This is a genomic window from Aeromonas sp. Lyrl_2, from assembly GCF_051948815.1.
In the GTDB taxonomy this organism is placed as follows: Bacteria; Pseudomonadota; Gammaproteobacteria; order Enterobacterales; family Aeromonadaceae; genus Aeromonas; species Aeromonas veronii.
This window is the reverse complement of sequence record NZ_JAYJLJ010000005.1, coordinates 216477-232856: the sequence shown is the minus strand read 5'-3', so window position 1 is coordinate 232856 and position 16380 is coordinate 216477. Positions and strand designations below refer to the sequence as shown.

Sequence of the window (16380 nt, the reverse complement as noted above, 5' to 3'; positions counted from 1 at the left end):
CCTGAGCGCGCGGGCCCGGCGGCGGGTTTTGTGGCCGTCCATCCCAAGATGGCGGGCGCAGGATCCCACTAATAACAACCGGAAGCCATGTATGAATGCTCTCACCGCGGGCGGTCACGCCCTTCGTCACGACTGGACCCTCGCCGAGGTTCAGGTCCTGTTTGCCCTGCCGTTCAACGATCTGCTGTTTCAGGCCCAGACTGTCCACCGCGCCCACTTTGACCCGAATGAAGTGCAGGTGAGTACTTTGCTCTCCATCAAGACCGGCGCCTGCCCGGAAGATTGCAAATACTGCCCCCAGAGCGCCCGTTACCATACCGGTCTTGAGGCCGAGCGGCTGATGGAGGTGGAGAAGGTGCTGGAGCGGGCCCGCGAAGCCAAGGCCAATGGCTCGTCCCGTTTCTGCATGGGGGCCGCCTGGCGCAACCCCAAAGAAAAAGACATGCCCTACATCATCCGGATGATCGAGGAGGTGCGCGGGCTCGGTATGGAGACCTGCATGACGCTGGGGATGCTCACCGCCGATCAGGCGGCCCGTCTTGGCGCTGCGGGGCTCGATTACTACAACCACAACCTCGACACCTCGCCGGAGTTTTACGGCGAGATCATCTCCACCCGCACCTATCAGGATCGGCTCGATACCCTGGAGCATGTGCGCAGTGCCGGCATGAAGGTCTGCTCTGGCGGCATCGTCGGCATGGGCGAGCAGGCCAAAGATCGGGCGGGCCTGTTGATGGCGCTGGCCAACCTGCCGCGCCACCCCGAAAGCGTGCCCATCAACATGTTGGTCAAGGTGAAGGGAACGCCGCTGGAGAACGAGGAGAACCTCGATCCATTCGAATTTATCCGCACCATCGCCGTGGCGCGGATCATGATGCCCGCCTCCCATGTGCGCCTCTCCGCCGGGCGGGAGAAGATGAACGAGCAGATGCAGGCGATGTGCTTTATGGCCGGGGCCAACTCCATTTTCTATGGCTGCAAGTTGCTGACCACTCCCAACCCGGACGAGAACAGCGATATGCAGCTGTTCAAGCGACTCGGCATTCGCCCCGCTCAGCGGGCCCAGAAGCCGGATCAGGTTCAAGAAGAGGAGCTGCTGGCCGAGGTGAGCCGCCAGAGCGAACCTGCCGAAATGTTTTATGACGCCACCCGCCCCCGTGCAGGGGCCGTTCGGTCATGAACAGCCCTGCAGTAACGGGCCCCTTTGGGTTGGGCGCGGCGCTGGCCGAGCGCGAGCAGGCCAATCTGCTGCGTCGCCGCATCGCGACCGACGGGGCGAGTGGCGGGCGGCTCAGGGTTGCGGGGCGCGACTACCTCAACTTTTCCGCCAACGACTATCTGGGACTGGCGGATCACGGCGCCATCAAGGCCGCCTTCAACGCGGGGATTGAGCGTTATGGCACGGGCTCCGGCGCCTCGCCGCTGGTGACCGGTTACTGCCGTGCCCACCAACAGCTTGAGGAGACCCTGGCCGAGTGGCTCGGGGTGGAGGCGGTGCTGCTCTTCAACTGCGGTTTTTCGGCCAATCAGGCGGTGCTCAAAGCGCTGCTCGGTAAGGAACATCTGCTGTGGCAGGACAAACTCATCCACGCCTCTTTGCAGGAGATGGGCAGCCAGCTCCCTTGCAAGATGAAGCGTTTTGCCCACAACGATATGGCGGCCCTTGAACGACAGCTTGAGCCAAATCGCGGGCTCATCGTCTCGGAGGGGGTGTTCAGCATGGACGGGGATCAGGCCCCCTGGGGTGAACTCGCGGCATTGGCAGCCCGGAGCGGCAACTGGCTGATGATCGACGATGCCCACGGCCTCGGCGTGCAGGGGCCCGAGGGGCGCGGCACCCTGGCGGCGCAGGGGGTTAACCCTGCCAGCGTACACATCCAGATGGGCACTTTTGGCAAGGCGCTTGGCGTCGCCGGTGCCTTTGTCGGTGGCAGTCGCGAGCTGGTGGCGTATCTGGTCAACTTCGCCCGCCACTATGTCTACAGCACCCATATGCCCGCCGCCCAGGCTTGTGCGGTCAGCAAGAGTATCGAACTGGTACGTGCCGCCGAGGATGCCCGCGCCCATCTTGGCCAGCTGATCGCCCGCTTCCGGCAAGGGGCAAAGGCGCAGGGTTGGCAACTGGGGGCGAGCGACACCCCGATCCAGCCGCTGCTGGTGGGGGAGAGCGTTGCTGCTTTGCAACTGGCTGAACGGCTGCGGGATCGCGGTATCTGGGCTGGCGCCATTCGCCCGCCCACTGTGCCAGTCGGTACGGCCCGGCTGCGAATTACCCTGAGCGCGGCCCACAGCGAGCAGGATGTGGATCGCCTGCTCGATGCCTTGGGGGTCTGCCCTGCAGTTACAACGCTAGGGGAGGCTCACTATGACTGAGCGCTTTCAAACGGTCGACAAGGCGCAGCTTGCTCGCCGTTTCGGCGCCGCCGCTCGTCATTACGATGCCCACGCCCGCTTTCAGCAGGAGGTGGGGCAGGCGCTGTTGGAATGGATGCCAGACAGGCTGGTTGGCACTGATCTGACGGTGAGCGGGCTGGATCTGGGCTGCGGCACCGGCTTTTTCTTGCCCCAACTGGCGAACCGTTGTCACCAGCTGGTGGGGCTGGATCTCGCCCCCGGCATGCTGGCGCAGGCCGCCTTGCGTTGCAGCGGTGCTCGCCTGCTCTGCGGCGATGCGGAGCAGCTTCCTTTCGCCGACAGCGCGTTCGACTGGGTTTTCTCCAGTCTGGCGCTACAGTGGTGCGAGCGTCCGGCCCAGGCTTTTGGCGAGCTGCTGCGGGTGGTCAAACCGGGCGGCCAGATCTTTTTCTCGACCCTGCTCGATGAGTCGCTCTGGCAGTTGCGAGCCGCCTGGCAGCAGCTTGATGGTCGCGCCCATGTCAATCGCTTCCTCAGCCTGCCACAATTGGAGCAGGCGCTGGCTAGCGCCGGGGTCTCTGCTCCCGAGCTGCGTTGTATCACCTGGGATCTCGCCTATCTTGAAGTGCCGCAGCTGTTGCGCGATCTCAAGGGGATTGGGGCCAATCAGGTCAATGACAATCAGGGGAGTGCCGCCCCAGCCGGTCTGAGCGGGCGCGCCAGATTGCAGCAGTTGGCGCAGGCGTATGAGGCGTTTCGCCAGCCAGATGGCAGGCTGGTCGCCAGTTATCGGGTGTGCCTCGGCCGTCTCAGCAAGCCTCGCTGAGCGCCGGGAATCGCATTGTGTGCAGGGTAGTCAACGGGCCCTGCCAAGGAGAGAACCGTATGAAATCATTCTTTATCACCGGCACCGATACCGATGTGGGCAAGACGCTGGTGGCGCGCACCCTGCTGCGTGAATTCAGCGCACAGGGAATCAAGTGCGCGGGTTACAAGCCGGTCTCGGCCGGATGTGCCCGCACCCCGGACGGGCTGCGCAACCTGGATGCCGTTCTGTTGCAGGAGGCGGCGAGTCTGCCGCTGCCCTATGAGGTGGTCAATCCGTTCGCCTATGAGCCGCCGATTGCGCCCCACATCGCCGCCAGCGAGGCGCGCCAGCCTATCACCATGCAGGGGTTGAGCGAGGGGCTACGCAAGATTGAACAGGCCGGGGCCGAACTGGCGGTAGTGGAAGGGGCAGGGGGCTGGTATTTGCCGCTCGATCGCAAGCATCTGCTGTCGGACTGGGTGAAACAGGAGAACATGGCGGTGATCATGGTAGTGGGCGCCAAGTTGGGTTGCCTCAACCATGCGCTGCTCACCTTTGCCGCCATCCGCAACGATCAGCTGCCGGTGGCGGGGTGGGTAATTAATCGGCTCCATGGTTCCATGAGCCATTATCAGGAAAATCTGGACACCCTGAGGGGCTTGCTGCCAGCCCCCTTCCTCGGCGAAATTCCGTTTATAAACAATCCGCTTGAAGCCGATTTGCAGGGGCGTCTCGATATCTCGCCGCTACTTTGACGGCATATTCAGCGAACATTCATCGAATCTCCCTAGAATGTCGACATTAACATGATCAGGTGGGGTTCCCGAGTGATCCCCGGTCATGTCCCTTATCTTCACAAGGAGTCTATATGAAGCGAATTATGCTATTCCTGGTGACCAACCTGGCCGTCATGCTGGTGCTGGGGGTGGTACTCAATATCCTGTTCTCGGTTCTGGGGATCAACAAGTCCAGCATTTCCGGGCTGTTGGTGTTCTGTGCCGTGTTCGGTTTTGGGGGTTCCTTTATCTCCTTGCTGATGTCCAAGTGGATGGCCAAGCGCAGCTATGGCGTCCAGGTCATCGAGCAACCCCGTAACGAGACCGAGCACTGGCTGGTGAGCACTGTGGCCCGTCAGGCCCGCGAAGCGGGTATCAAGATGCCGGAAGTGGGGATCTACGACTCTCCCGAGATGAACGCCTTTGCGACCGGCGCCCGCCGCGATGATTCGCTGGTGGCGGTCTCCTCCGGCCTGCTCTACAGCATGAGCCGTGACGAGGCGGAAGCGGTGCTGGCCCACGAGGTGAGCCACGTGGCCAATGGCGACATGGTGACCCTGACCCTGATCCAGGGGGTAGTGAACACCTTCGTGATGTTCTTCGCCCGGATCGTGGCTGGCGTGATCAGCAACTTCTTCAGCTCCAACAACGAGGAAGAGAGCAGCAGCACCGGCGGTTTTGCTTACATGATCACCGTGTTCGTGCTGGAGATGCTGTTCGGCATTCTGGCCTCCATCATCGTCATGTGGTTCAGCCGTCAGCGCGAGTTCCGTGCCGATGCCGGTGCCGCCAAGTTGGCTGGTCGCGACAAGATGATTGCCGCCCTTGAGCGCCTCTCCCGCGGTGCCGAGCCGCAGCTGGAAGGCTCCATGATGGCCTTTGGCATCAACGGCAAGCGCTCCATGAGCGAGCTGTTCATGAGCCACCCGCCCATCGAGCAGCGTATCGCCGCCCTGCGTGGTTGATAGATACTGAATGACGGGGGATCACCCCGAATAAAAAACGGCTGCCTTCGGGCAGCCGTTTTGCTTTTCAGCGTTCTTTAAAGCTTGAAGTGTCCCATCTCCTGGCGCAGTACCCGTGACAGCTGCTTGAGCTTGGCTGCCTCTTGGGACACGTGGCGGGCGGCATCCCCTGACTGTTCGGAGAGAGAGGTGATGTTGCCGACGGTAGATACCACCTCGTTGGCGGCGGTGGACTGCTCGCGCAGGGTGTGGCTGATCTCTCCCATCAAGCCGGTGAGGTTGGAGGCGTGGCTCTGGATGCTGGCGATCGCCTCGCCGGTCTGGTTGGCCAGCGTGACCCCGCGAGAGACGTTGTTGACAGTGTTCTCCATGCTGCGGATGGAGGCATCCGCCCCGCTCTGGATTTTGCTAATCATCCCGGTGATCTGCTGGGTTGAGGCCGCCGAGCGACTGGCCAGATTGCGCACCTCGTCGGCCACCACCGCAAAGCCGCGACCCTGTTCACCGGCCCGCGCTGCCTCGATGGCCGCGTTGAGAGCCAGCAGGTTGGTCTGATCGGCGATACCGCGGATCACCCCGATGATCTCCGAAATCTGCTGGGTATGGCCGTTGAGCTCGGAGATGGTGCTGGCTGCATCCCCCACAGTGGTGGAGATATTCTCGATGCTGCCAAGCGTCTCTTTAATGACCCCCGAACCCTCCTCCAGGGTATTGGCGGAGACCTTGCTCAGCTCGTCAGCATGGGTGGCGTTGTCGGAGAGGTGGCTGATGCTCACCACCAGCTCCTCGATGGCGGCGGCCATGGTCTGGGTGCTGGTTTGCTGATCGGTGGCAAACTGGGCAGTCTGCTCGGCGATCTGGGCGATGCTGTCGGCAGAGTGGGACAACTCCTCGGTGGAGTGGGAGACCTTGGCGATGATCCCCTTGAGGGTGGTCTGCATACCGCCGAGCAGGCCGATTAGGCTCTCTTTCGATCCTGGCGGCACCTTGATGGGGCGCGAGAAGTCCCCTTCCGCCATCATATGGAGATCGGTCTTGAGCTGTTCGACCGAGGTGCCCACCAGATCGAGCAGGGAGCGATAGGTGCGCCAGAGGAAGAACATCAACACCAGACCGAGGGCGATAAAGAGATAGCGCAGCATGTCGGTATTGGCGATGGCGCTCTCGACTGCCTCATGGTTGCGCTGCTCCATCATCACGTAGAAGTCATCGATGGGGGACATGATGCGCCCCTTGTTCTGGTGATAGGCCTTGTCATGCATCATGGCGATGGCTTTTTGCTGGTTGGCAACCGGGTCGCCATCGCTCTGCTGCACCAGTTTGAAGGCGGCGACCTCGGTGTTGACCAGGGCATCCGAGTTGTTTTTGGCCTCGTTGAGTTTGGCGAGTTCGCCGTCGGTGAAACCGGCATCCTTCATCAGGTCGATCAGGCCACGGCGAACATTGCTGTCGGGACGGGGATTCTGGCCGTTGGCGGCGACAAAGTCCCAGTAGATACGGTTGTAGCCATCCGGTCTCGGCTGTTCGCCGTTGCGAATGGCCAGGATCCGCATGTACTGCTGTTCGTAGGCTGGATCCTTGGTGATGACATAGGTGCGCCCGAGTCGGGTCAGATCATCGGAGGATTGGCGCAGTTCGTCGGCCAGCAGGTAGGAGACATATTGTTGTCGATAACTCTCTTCCAGTTGTTTCCCAGCCCAGCTGTAGGCGAAAAACACCAGTGACAGCAGGATCAGGGTGATGACGGATAGCAGCAGGTTGAGCTGAAAGGCGGGCTTGTTCTGTTCCATGGTATGGGCGTCCTTTCCCTATGGCTGAGTGTCGTATGGAGCATCGCCAAGTCAATGGCTGGCAAGGCTTTTTGCTCTGAGAGTATAGGAAGGGAAACTCACTGATGAAGGCCGTGGGGACAAATTAAGGGCGGATCAGCTGAACAAGTGTGGATAAAGATGACCGGGGTCAATTCCCTGGTCATCTGGGTGGCGTGAGTTAATGCGGCCCGATCACCCGATCATAGGATTTCAAGGTCAGTGAGCGGCACGGCGCAGCAGGCAAGGATCTTGCCCTCCGCCCGCTCGGCGGCGGTGATGGCGGGGGCGTCGGGGTGATCCACCTCGCCCGAGATCAGCGTCTGTTTGCAACTGCCGCAGATGCCGGCGCGGCAGCTCCAGGGCAGCTCTACACCTTGCTTGTTGGCCTGATCCAGCACTGTGCGCTGATTGTTGCCGGTAAAGGCTTGGGCGCCGATACACAGTTGCACCGCCTGATGGGGGCGGGCCACCGAGAGAATGGCGCCGCCAAAACTCTCCTGTTTGATCCGCGCGGCCGGAACGCCGAGGGCTGCCACTTTCGCCGCCGCATCGGCCATAAAACCGTGGGGGCCGCAGATAAAGACCTCTTTTTCGGCCAACCCTTTGACCAGTTGCAGATGCTCATCATTGAGTCGCCCTTGCAGCCCCTGCCAGTGATTGTCCGGCTGGCTCAGGATAATGGTGAGGGTCATGCCCTGCTGCGCCATTGCGTGCAGTTCGCTGGCGGCGGGAATGTCCGCTTCGCTACGGCACAGGTGCATAAAGTGAACCTCTTCCAGCTCCCCGCGCAGCGCCAGGGTGCGGGCTATCGCCAGCATGGGGGTGACGCCGGAGCCTGCGGAGAGCAACAGGAGGTTGCGCTCGGACCCTAAGTGAAACTCGCCTGCGGGGTTGGCGGCCAGCAGCCGATCACCCACCTGCAACTGCTGGTGCAGCCAGTGGGAGATGCGGCCACCCTCCACCTTTTTGACGCTGATGCTGTAACGCTCCGGGTGATCCGGCGTGGAGCTCAGGGTATAGCGCCGCAGGATCCGTTCATTTTTGATATCGAGACTGATGGGCAGATGCTGGCCCGGCAGGTAGTCGGGCAGGGGCTCGCCATCGGCTGCTTCGAACCAGAAGGTCTCCAGATCCCGCGCCAGCGGTTCGCGGGCCACGCAGACCAGCTCCCGCTTCTTCGGCGCGGCGGCGGGATAGACCACCGGACGGGTGCGCTCCAGTACTTCTATCTCGCTGCCTGCCTCAATCCAGCCCTCGTTCAGGGCGATCAGATTCTGACCGAAGTAGACCTCGCCATCCTCGCCACGGCGGTAGCGGGTGAGGGTGGCCAGCGGCTCTTTCAGGGCGTTGAAGCGATCGGTGCCTGCTTCCACCGTGGTCATGATGCAGCGGCTGCAGGGCTTGACCACCTTGAATTCCACCTCGCCGATGCGGATACGCACCCAGCTGTCCTCCTCGAAGGGCTGGGTATTGCTTGCCACCAGATTGGTGCGGAACTGGCTCATCTGGTGCAGCGCATCGGAGCGCAGATTGAGATCCTCAAGGGAAGCCTGGCTTATCAGCAGCAGCGGATAACCGTCGGCAAAGCTGACCCGGGTGCCGGTCTTCTCGCGAAAGCGATCCGAGGTTTCACCCAGCCAGAGCAGTTGCACCCTCTCCCCTGCCACCCGGCTTAGCCAGCCATCGGCTTTGGGGTCGGTGTGCAGGGCGGTGAAACGGTCGCTCCAGACTCCGGTAGCTTGCGGGGTGCGGCTGAAGTCGACCTCTTGCAGGGTGAGCGGTTCAAAGCCCGGATAGCGCAGTTGCAAGCCTCCTTCGATGGGGGTGGCCACGACCTGTTGCAGCTGGGGATGGGTACGGGCGGTGATAAAGGTGCCGTCCGGTTTGACCACCATGTAGCGGCGATCCCCTGCCAGTCCCTCTTCGGTCACCCGGGCGCGAGCCAGCGGCATACCTGCAGTCGATTTGATGGGGTAGAGGTGAATGCTGTCTAGCCTGGGCATCTTCATATCCTTGTGACGCGGCGCGATCGCCTGGAAAAAGGGGAACATAACGGTTCCCCGACGATCCGGCAATCCTTTCAAGGGGGCGGTCTATAGTTGGGAAAACAGAACAAGAGGGCATCGGGATGAAAATAAGCTGGTTGCTGGCGGGGAGCCTTTTTTGCCAAGGGCTCTGGGCGCAGGAGCTGACTCTGACCACGGGAGAGTATCCCCCTTACTGCTCCGAGACGCTGAAGTATCAGGGGCTGATCCCCCATGTGGTGAGCGAGGCATTCAGGAGTGAAGGGGTGAGCGTCAAGTTCCAGTTTCTGCCTTGGAAGCGGGCCTTTCGCTTGTCGGAGGAGGGGGTGGTGGATGGCACTGTCCACTGGTATGAGTCGAGCGAGCGGCGCAAAACCCATCTCTACAGCGATCCCATCCTGAGCGAGACCTACGTCTGGTTCTATCTCAAGTCCGATCCGCTGGAATGGCGCAGCTATCAGGATCTGGCGGATCGCAAGCTGGCTGCGGTCAGTGGCTATACCTACAATGCAGATTTTTTTGCAGCCATCGCGCAGGTGCCGCTGCAGGTGCAGTTCGTCACCCGGCTGCGCCAGAGCTTTGATCTGCTGCTCTCCGGCCGCGCCGACCTGACCCTGGAGAACATAGATGTCGGCTACTACTCCCTGCGTCAGTTCTACCCGGCCAGCACGGTCGATCTCTTTGCAACCCATTCAAAACCCGTGATGAAGGTCGAAGGTCACCTGTTGATCAGCCGCAAGCGTGCCAACGCTGACGAATTGATCAAAACCTTCAATCGGGGGCTCGCCAAACTGAAAGCCAGCGGTCAGCTGGAGAAGATGTTACTTGAGTCACGTTCTGGTCTCTATGAACCATAAAGTGCAACATTTTTTGATCCTGATTCGCTAATCAGTACAAAAAAGCGGCCATTATCGACTCAGTTCCCAGTTTCTAACGCTTTCGCTTCTTCCCCATCCGGCCACCGTCCGCCTCGGCTACACGGTATCAAGCGCCATCGGGTGGGGCCTGTCACACAAAAAGAAGAAAGCAATGTATGAGCAAACAACTGGACATGACCCCATTGCCGGATCTCTCCCTGAAAACGGGAACAGGCCCGGTGCGTACCCGGCTACCCGTTTGGCGGCCAGCCCTGCCACCCTGCAATCACGCCTGCCCGGCCGGAGAAAATATCCAGGCCTGGCTCTCTTTGGCGCAGGCCGGCCGTTTTGAGGCGGCCTGGCAGACCCTGACCGAAGAGAACCCCTTGCCCGCCATTCATGGCCGGGTCTGCTATCACCCCTGCGAGAGCGCCTGCAACCGCGGTCAGGTGGATGAATCCGTCTCTATCCATGCCATCGAGCGTTTCCTCGGCGACGAGGCGCTGGCCCGTGGCTGGCAGCCTGCGCCACCTGCCCCTGCCAGCGGCAAGAAGGTGCTGGTGATCGGTGCCGGCCCCTCCGGCCTCTCCTGCGCCTGGCACCTCAACCGGCTCGGCCATCAGGTGGAGATCCGCGAAGCCGGGCCGCTTGCTGGCGGCATGCTGCGCTTTGGCATTCCCGCCTACCGTCTGCCCCGCGACGTGCTGGATCGGGAGGTGGCCCGCATCGTGGCGGCCGGGGTGACCCTGACCCTCAACCACAAGGTGGAGGATGTGCTGCGTGAGCGCGACGAGGGGGGCTTTGATGCCGTCTTTATGGCCATCGGCGCCCATCTGGCCAAGCGGGTCGATATTCCGGCCCGTGAAGCGGGCAAGATCCTCGATGCGGTGAGCTTCCTCGAACAAGCCAGTTTGGCCGAAGAGCAGGGCTTACCGCCCCCTAAACTGGGACGACGGGTGGCGATCTACGGCGGCGGCAATACCGCCATGGACGCGGCCCGCACCGCCCGCCGTCTCGGGGTCGAGGAGGCGATGATCATCTACCGCCGTGACCGGGATCATATGCCCGCTCACGCCTTCGAAGCCGACGAGGCCGAGGAGGAGGGTATCAAGATCAACTGGCTGCGCAGCATCCGTCAGCTCGACAACACCAATATCGAGGTGGAGGTGATGGCGCTGGGTGCCGAGGGCAAGCCGGTGCCCACCGGCAAGTTTGAAACCCTCGAAGCGGACTCCCTTATTCTGGCGCTCGGTCAGGAGGTCGACCTATCGGTGCTGGAGAGCATCCCCGGCGTGCGGGTCAACAAGGAGGGGGTCGTACAGGTGGCGGGCAACCTGATGACGGATGTGCCGGGTCTGTTTGCGGGCGGCGACATGGTGCCCTCCGAGCGCACCGTCACCATCGCCACCGGCCACGGCAAGAAGGCGGCGCGCCATATGGATGCCTGGCTGCGCGGTCGCCACTACCACAAACCGCTCTCCTACCCGCTGGTGGGGCCGGAGCAGTTGCAACTCTGGTTCCAGACCCACGCCCCGGCCAGCAGTCAGCCGGTCAAACCGGCGTGGGCGCGGGATGACTTTGGCGAGATCATCGGCGGGCTGGATGAGGTGGCCGCCCGTTACGAGGCGGCGCGCTGCTACTCCTGCGGCAACTGCTTCGAGTGCGACGGCTGCTACGGCAGCTGCCCCGAGCAGGCCATCGCCAAGCTGGGGCCGGGCAAGGGGTATCAGGTGGATGCCGAGCGCTGCACCGGCTGCGGTGCCTGTCACGACCAGTGCCCTTGTCACGCCATCGAGCTGCGCCAACCGGAGGAGTCCTAATGAAACATGAACTGATCATGGTCGACGGCAACGAAGCCGCGGCCCGGGTGGCGTACCAGCTGAGTGAAGTGTGTGCCATCTACCCCATTACCCCGAGCTCGACCATGGCAGAACTGGCCGATGCCTGGGCGGCGGAGGGGCAGACCAACCTGTGGGGCAACATTCCCACTGTGGTGGAGATGCAGAGTGAAGGGGGGGCGGCCGGTACGGTACACGGCGCCCTGCAGGCGGGGGCGCTCGCCACCACCTTCACCGCCAGTCAGGGGCTGATGCTGATGCTGCCCAACATGTACAAGATTGCCGGTGAGCTGACCTCGGCGGTGTTCCATGTGGCGGCCCGCTCGCTGGCGGCGCAGGGGCTGTCGATTTTTGGTGACCATCAGGACGTGATGGCGGCGCGCAGCACCGGCTTTGCCATGCTCGCCTCCGGCTCGGTGCAGGAGGCGCAGGACTTGGCCTTGGTTGCCCACAGCGTCACCCTGCAGTGCCGGGTGCCCTTTATCCACTTCTTCGACGGCTTTCGTACCTCCCACGAGGTGAACAAGATCACCGCCCTGCATCGGGATGAAATTCGCGCCCTTATCGACAACGACTGGGTACGCGCCCACCGTGCCCGGGCGCTGAACCCGGATCATCCGGTGATGCGTGGCACAGCCCAGAACCCGGATACCTACTTCCAGTCCCGCGAGAGCGTCAACCCCTTCTACGAGGCGGTACCGGCGCGGGTGCAGCAGTGCATGGACAACCTCGGCGAGCTGACCGGTCGCCACTACCGGCTGGTGGAGTACCACGGCGCGCCCGATGCCACCGATGTCATCGTGCTGATGGGCTCGGGGGCGGCCACCGCCCGCACGACTGTGGATTGGCTCAACCGGCAGGATCGCAAGACCGGTGTGCTGGTCATTCGCCTCTATCGTCCCTTCCCGGTACAGGCGCTGCTCGATGCGCTACCGCAGAGCGTGCGGCGCATGGCGGTGCTCGATCGTACCAAGGAGCCGGGGGCCGGTGGCGAGCCGCTGCTGCTGGATGTGCAGAGCGCGCTGATTGACGGCTTGCAGCGCGGCCTTTTCAAGCGGCTGCCCTGGCTCAGTGGCGGTCGCTACGGTCTCTCTTCCAAAGAGTTCACCCCTGCCATGTGCGCGGCCGTGTTCGAGGAGCTCGCCTCTGATGCGCCGCGCCCGCGCTTTACCGTGGGGATTGTCGATGATGTGTCGGGCCTCAGTCTGGCATGGCACCCCATCGGCGATCTGGAGCCCGCCAGTCGGGTACGGGCACTCTTCTTCGGCCTTGGCGCCGACGGCACCGTCGGCGCCAACAAGAACAGCATCAAGATCATTGGCGAGCTGGAGGGCTTTCACGCCCAAGGCTACTTCGTCTACGACTCCAAGAAGTCGGGCTCGCGTACCGTCTCTCACTTGCGCTTTGGCCCCGAGCCCATCGACGCCCCCTGGCTTATCGAGCAGGCGAGCTTTATCGGCTGCCACCAGTGGGGCTTTGTCGAGTCGGTCGATCTGCTGGAGCATGCCGCCGAAGGGGCGACCCTGCTGCTTAATGCTCCCTATGAGCCTGAGCTGGTCTGGGCCGAGCTGCCCGAGCGGCTGCGCGCCCGCATCCGTGCCCTCGATATCCGCCTCTACTGCATCGATGGGGATCGGGTGGCCGAGCGCAACGGCATGGGCAATCGCATCAACACCATTATGCAGACCTGTTTCTTCGCGCTGGCTGGCATCTTGCCGCGGGATGAGGCGATTGCGCTGATCAAGGAGAGCATCGAGAAGAGCTATGCCCGCAAGGGGCCCGAGGTGGTCGAGCGCAACTTCGCGGCGGTGGACGATACCCTGGCCCACCTCCATCAGGTGGTCATCCCGTCCGGTGAGGAGCAGATCAGCGACTATCCGCTGCCATTGGCTCCCGGCGGCAGCGAGTTTGTCCAGCGGGTCACCGGCGAGATGCTGGCGGGGCGTGGTGATTTGATCCCTGTCTCCATGCTGCCGGTGGATGGTACTTACCCCACCGCCACCAGCCGCTTCGAGAAGCGGGATATCGCCCGCGAGATCCCGATCTGGCACTCCGATATCTGCATCCAGTGCGGCAACTGCGTCTTTGTCTGCCCCCACGCGGCGCTGCGGGCCAAGTTCTACCATCAGGACTGGCTGGCGACCGCCCCCGAGGCCGCTCAGTCGGTGCCCGTCACCGCCAAGGGCTTCCCCGATAGCCGCTACACATTGCAGCTCTATCCGGAAGATTGCACCGGTTGTGGCCAGTGCGTGCAGGCCTGTCCGGTGCGGGTCGGAGCGGATGAGAGTCATGAGGGCGAGCGCGCCATCGCCATGATGGACAAGGCGCCGCATCTCGCTGGCCAGAAACAGGCGCTGCGCTGGTTCGAGAGCCTGCCCTGGCCTGCTCGCGAGCGGGTGGACTTCTCCACGGTGCGCGGTGCCCAGTTCCTCGAACCCCTGTTCGAGTTCTCCGGTGCCTGCGCCGGTTGTGGCGAGACACCTTATCTCAAGCTGCTGACCCAGCTGTTTGGCGATCGCATGCTAGTGGCCAACGCCACCGGTTGCTCCTCCATTTATGGCGGCAACCTGCCGACCACACCGTGGGCCAAGAACGGCGAAGGGAAGGGGCCCGCCTGGTCCAACTCCCTCTTTGAGGACAACGCCGAGTTCGGCTTTGGTTTTCGTCTCACCGCCGATCAGCATCACGGTCAGGCGGTGGCGGCCCTCGAAGCGATGAAGGGAGAGCTGGGCGCAGAGCTGGTCGATACCCTGATTAGCGCCCCACAGCGGCTGGAGTCGGAGATCCGCGCCCAGCGCACCCGGGTCGCGCAAGTGCGCGAGCGGCTGGAAGAGGTGAAATCCGGCAAGGCCCGCGAGCTGCTCTCCTTGATTGATCAGCTGGTACGCCGTTCGGTCTGGATCATCGGCGGCGATGGCTGGGCCTATGATATCGGCTCAGCGGGGCTCGATCATGTGCTCGCCTCCGGGCGCGATGTGAACGTGCTGGTAATGGATACCGAGGTCTACTCCAACACTGGCGGCCAGATGTCGAAATCGACCCCGCTCGGTGCCGTCGCCAAGTTCGCGGCGGGGGGCAAGACGCTGGCCAAGAAGGATGTGGCGTTGCAGGCCATCTCCTACGGCAACGTCTATGTTGCCCGCATCGCCTTTGGTGCCAACCCGCAGCAGGCGCTGCAGGCCTTGCGTGAGGCCGAAGCCTATCCGGGCCCGTCGCTGATCATCGCCTACAGCCACTGTATCGCCCACGGCATCGATATGGAGTTTGGCCTGACCCAGCAAAAACGCGCTGTGGCTTCCGGTCACTGGCCGCTGATGCGCTACAACCCGGTACTGCGCAGTGCGGGGCAGAACCCCTTCAGCCTCGACAGCCTGCGCCCCTCCATTCCCCTCGCTGAATACCGGCAGGAGGAGACCCGTTATAGGGTGCTGGCCCAGAGCCATCCTGAGGAGGCCGAACGGCTGATGCAGGTGGCGCAAAAAGTGGCGTGGCAGAAGTGGGCCACCTACGAGGAGATGGCTACCCGCGAAGCCAGCCATTTCCATCCGCCGGTGTGAGGATAGGGTGAGTGAAATATAACCAAGCGGGCTATTGGCCCGCTTTTTTGTTGCCTGAGAAATATGTGATGTTGATAAAGAAAAAATGGCAATACGTTTGGCAGTAGATGCTCTCTACGTTAATCTAACGCATTGAAAATATTTAACAATGCTGTTGATATGTTAAATATGGATGGGCAGGATATACGGAATAACAACGAGTTGTTATGTGGTGGTTTTACGCATAATAAGTAGTGAGAGTTTTAAGGAGATAACATTGGCAATAAGTAAGAAGTCCGTCACAGCGACATCAAAGCAGTCTGCAGAACTCTGCATGTCTAGAGATGAGGCAAAATCTAAACTCCAAGATCGAATTCAAAAGGGTCTTGACATAAAGCAAATGGGGATCGTGTCGCTGGAGTCTCTTGAGGCGGCCAGAAATGGATTCAGCAAATGGGATTCATTTAATACAGAACTCCTTAAAAGAATGTTCACAACGGAAGAACTTGCTGGTGAGTATTCAAGCTGGTTTGGAGGAGTCTTTGTTTCGATGGGAGAACCGTCGCTTAGGGAGAAAATTGAGGATTTATACAAAAGTATCGACGACAAGGTACATCGCCTCGATTCGATCCTTGAAAGACTAGAGCTAATACCACTAAATCATCCTCATACTTCATCTGGTTCGGAGCAAACTGTATCGCAACGTTCGCCATCAAAGTCAAAAAAAGTCTTTGTTGTGCATGGGCATGATGATAAAGCAAAATCAAATCTCGAAATTTTTCTCCGTGAAATTGGCTTAGAACCAGTAGTGCTACATCGACAGGCTGATGAAGGTCTGACTGTTATTGAAAAATTTGAGAAGCATAGCGACGTTGGTTATGCATTCATTTTGCTTACTCCTGATGAAGTTGCATATCTAAAGTCAGAAGAGTCAAAAGATGACAAGGATAGAGTCAAGGAGTTCCGAGCAAGACCAAACGTTATTTTTGAGTTTGGCTACTTCGTGGGCAAGCTTGGAAGATCAAAGGTTTGTTGCCTCTATACAGGTGATGTAGCACTACCAAGTGATGTTAGTGGAATGATCTATAAAAAATTCACGAACAGTATTGAAGAAGTGGCATATAGCGTCATCAAAGACCTTAAAGCATCAGGGTATGAAATAGCATAACGGTTCTCACTACCGCTTTGTGACTTTGGTCTTACTTACGTCAAATTTTGTATTGCCCTTAGCGATATGATCTTTCTCCTCGAGACAACTGAGAGGTTTTATATTTACTCTGAACTTTGTACCTGAGAGCAGTATTGAATTGGTCAAGAGATAGGACGTTAGGAAAATATGATTTCCGAACGTGAGAAATATGCCGCCGTCTTGGCGGCATTTGTCTATCTGCAGGTTAAGGCTTCCCTTTC

11 protein-coding genes are annotated in these 16380 nt (G+C 60.7%); 9 read left to right on the top strand and 2 right to left on the bottom strand.

Features of this window, described 5'->3' with window-relative positions; translation table 11 throughout:
* Positions 1-91: 91 nt before the first annotated feature.
* From bioB to htpX, 5 genes are all read left to right on the top strand, one after another.
* Positions 92-1180, top strand: a complete 1089-nt coding sequence (gene bioB, locus VF684_RS06545; protein WP_201997949.1) for a biotin synthase BioB — start codon at positions 92-94, stop codon at positions 1178-1180.
* Positions 1177-2373 (top strand): 8-amino-7-oxononanoate synthase, encoded by a 1197-nt coding sequence (gene bioF, locus VF684_RS06540; protein WP_376898664.1) that lies wholly within the window; start codon positions 1177-1179, stop codon positions 2371-2373. The genes bioB and bioF overlap by 4 nt, the downstream gene beginning before the upstream one ends.
* Positions 2366-3181, top strand: coding sequence for a malonyl-ACP O-methyltransferase BioC (gene bioC, locus VF684_RS06535; RefSeq protein WP_139441188.1), 816 nt, complete (start codon positions 2366-2368; stop codon positions 3179-3181). Before bioF ends, bioC begins: the two co-directional genes overlap by 8 nt.
* A gap of 59 nt (positions 3182-3240) precedes the next feature.
* On the top strand, positions 3241-3918 hold the full coding sequence (gene bioD, locus VF684_RS06530) for a dethiobiotin synthase (protein WP_005337893.1): 678 nt from the start codon (positions 3241-3243) through the stop codon (positions 3916-3918).
* Positions 3919-4031: 113 nt separating this feature from the next.
* Positions 4032-4904, top strand: a complete 873-nt coding sequence (gene htpX, locus VF684_RS06525; RefSeq protein WP_005337890.1) for a protease HtpX — start codon at positions 4032-4034, stop codon at positions 4902-4904.
* Positions 4905-4981: 77 nt separating this feature from the next.
* On the opposite strand, the gene VF684_RS06520 is transcribed toward htpX, so the two are convergent.
* Together VF684_RS06520 and VF684_RS06515 are read right to left on the bottom strand one after the other, a co-directional pair.
* Positions 4982-6694 carry a methyl-accepting chemotaxis protein gene (locus VF684_RS06520; protein ID WP_021231121.1) on the bottom strand — a complete coding sequence of 571 codons (1713 nt, stop codon included), beginning with the start codon at positions 6692-6694 and terminating at the stop codon, positions 4982-4984.
* A gap of 221 nt (positions 6695-6915) precedes the next feature.
* Positions 6916-8766 (bottom strand): MOSC N-terminal beta barrel domain-containing protein, encoded by a 1851-nt coding sequence (locus VF684_RS06515; RefSeq protein ID WP_376898662.1) that lies wholly within the window; start codon positions 8764-8766, stop codon positions 6916-6918.
* A gap of 77 nt (positions 8767-8843) precedes the next feature.
* Between VF684_RS06515 and VF684_RS06510 the strand changes: the two genes are divergently transcribed.
* The 4 genes from VF684_RS06510 to VF684_RS06495 all read left to right on the top strand — a co-directional run bounded on the left by VF684_RS06510 (position 8844) and on the right by VF684_RS06495 (position 16138).
* Positions 8844-9596, top strand: coding sequence for a substrate-binding periplasmic protein (locus VF684_RS06510; RefSeq protein ID WP_368174471.1), 753 nt, complete (start codon positions 8844-8846; stop codon positions 9594-9596).
* A 176-nt stretch (positions 9597-9772) separates the two neighbouring features.
* Entirely contained in the window at positions 9773-11416 is a 1644-nt protein-coding gene (locus tag VF684_RS06505) for an NAD(P)-binding protein (protein WP_376898660.1), read from the top strand.
* Complete coding sequence (nifJ, locus tag VF684_RS06500; RefSeq protein ID WP_376898658.1) at positions 11416-14991, top strand: pyruvate:ferredoxin (flavodoxin) oxidoreductase; 3576 nt, start codon at positions 11416-11418, stop codon at positions 14989-14991. The genes VF684_RS06505 and nifJ overlap by 1 nt, the downstream gene beginning before the upstream one ends.
* 256 nt (positions 14992-15247) lie before the next feature.
* Entirely contained in the window at positions 15248-16138 is an 891-nt protein-coding gene (locus VF684_RS06495; RefSeq protein WP_440173968.1) for a TIR domain-containing protein, read from the top strand.
* Positions 16139-16380: the final 242 nt, after the last annotated feature.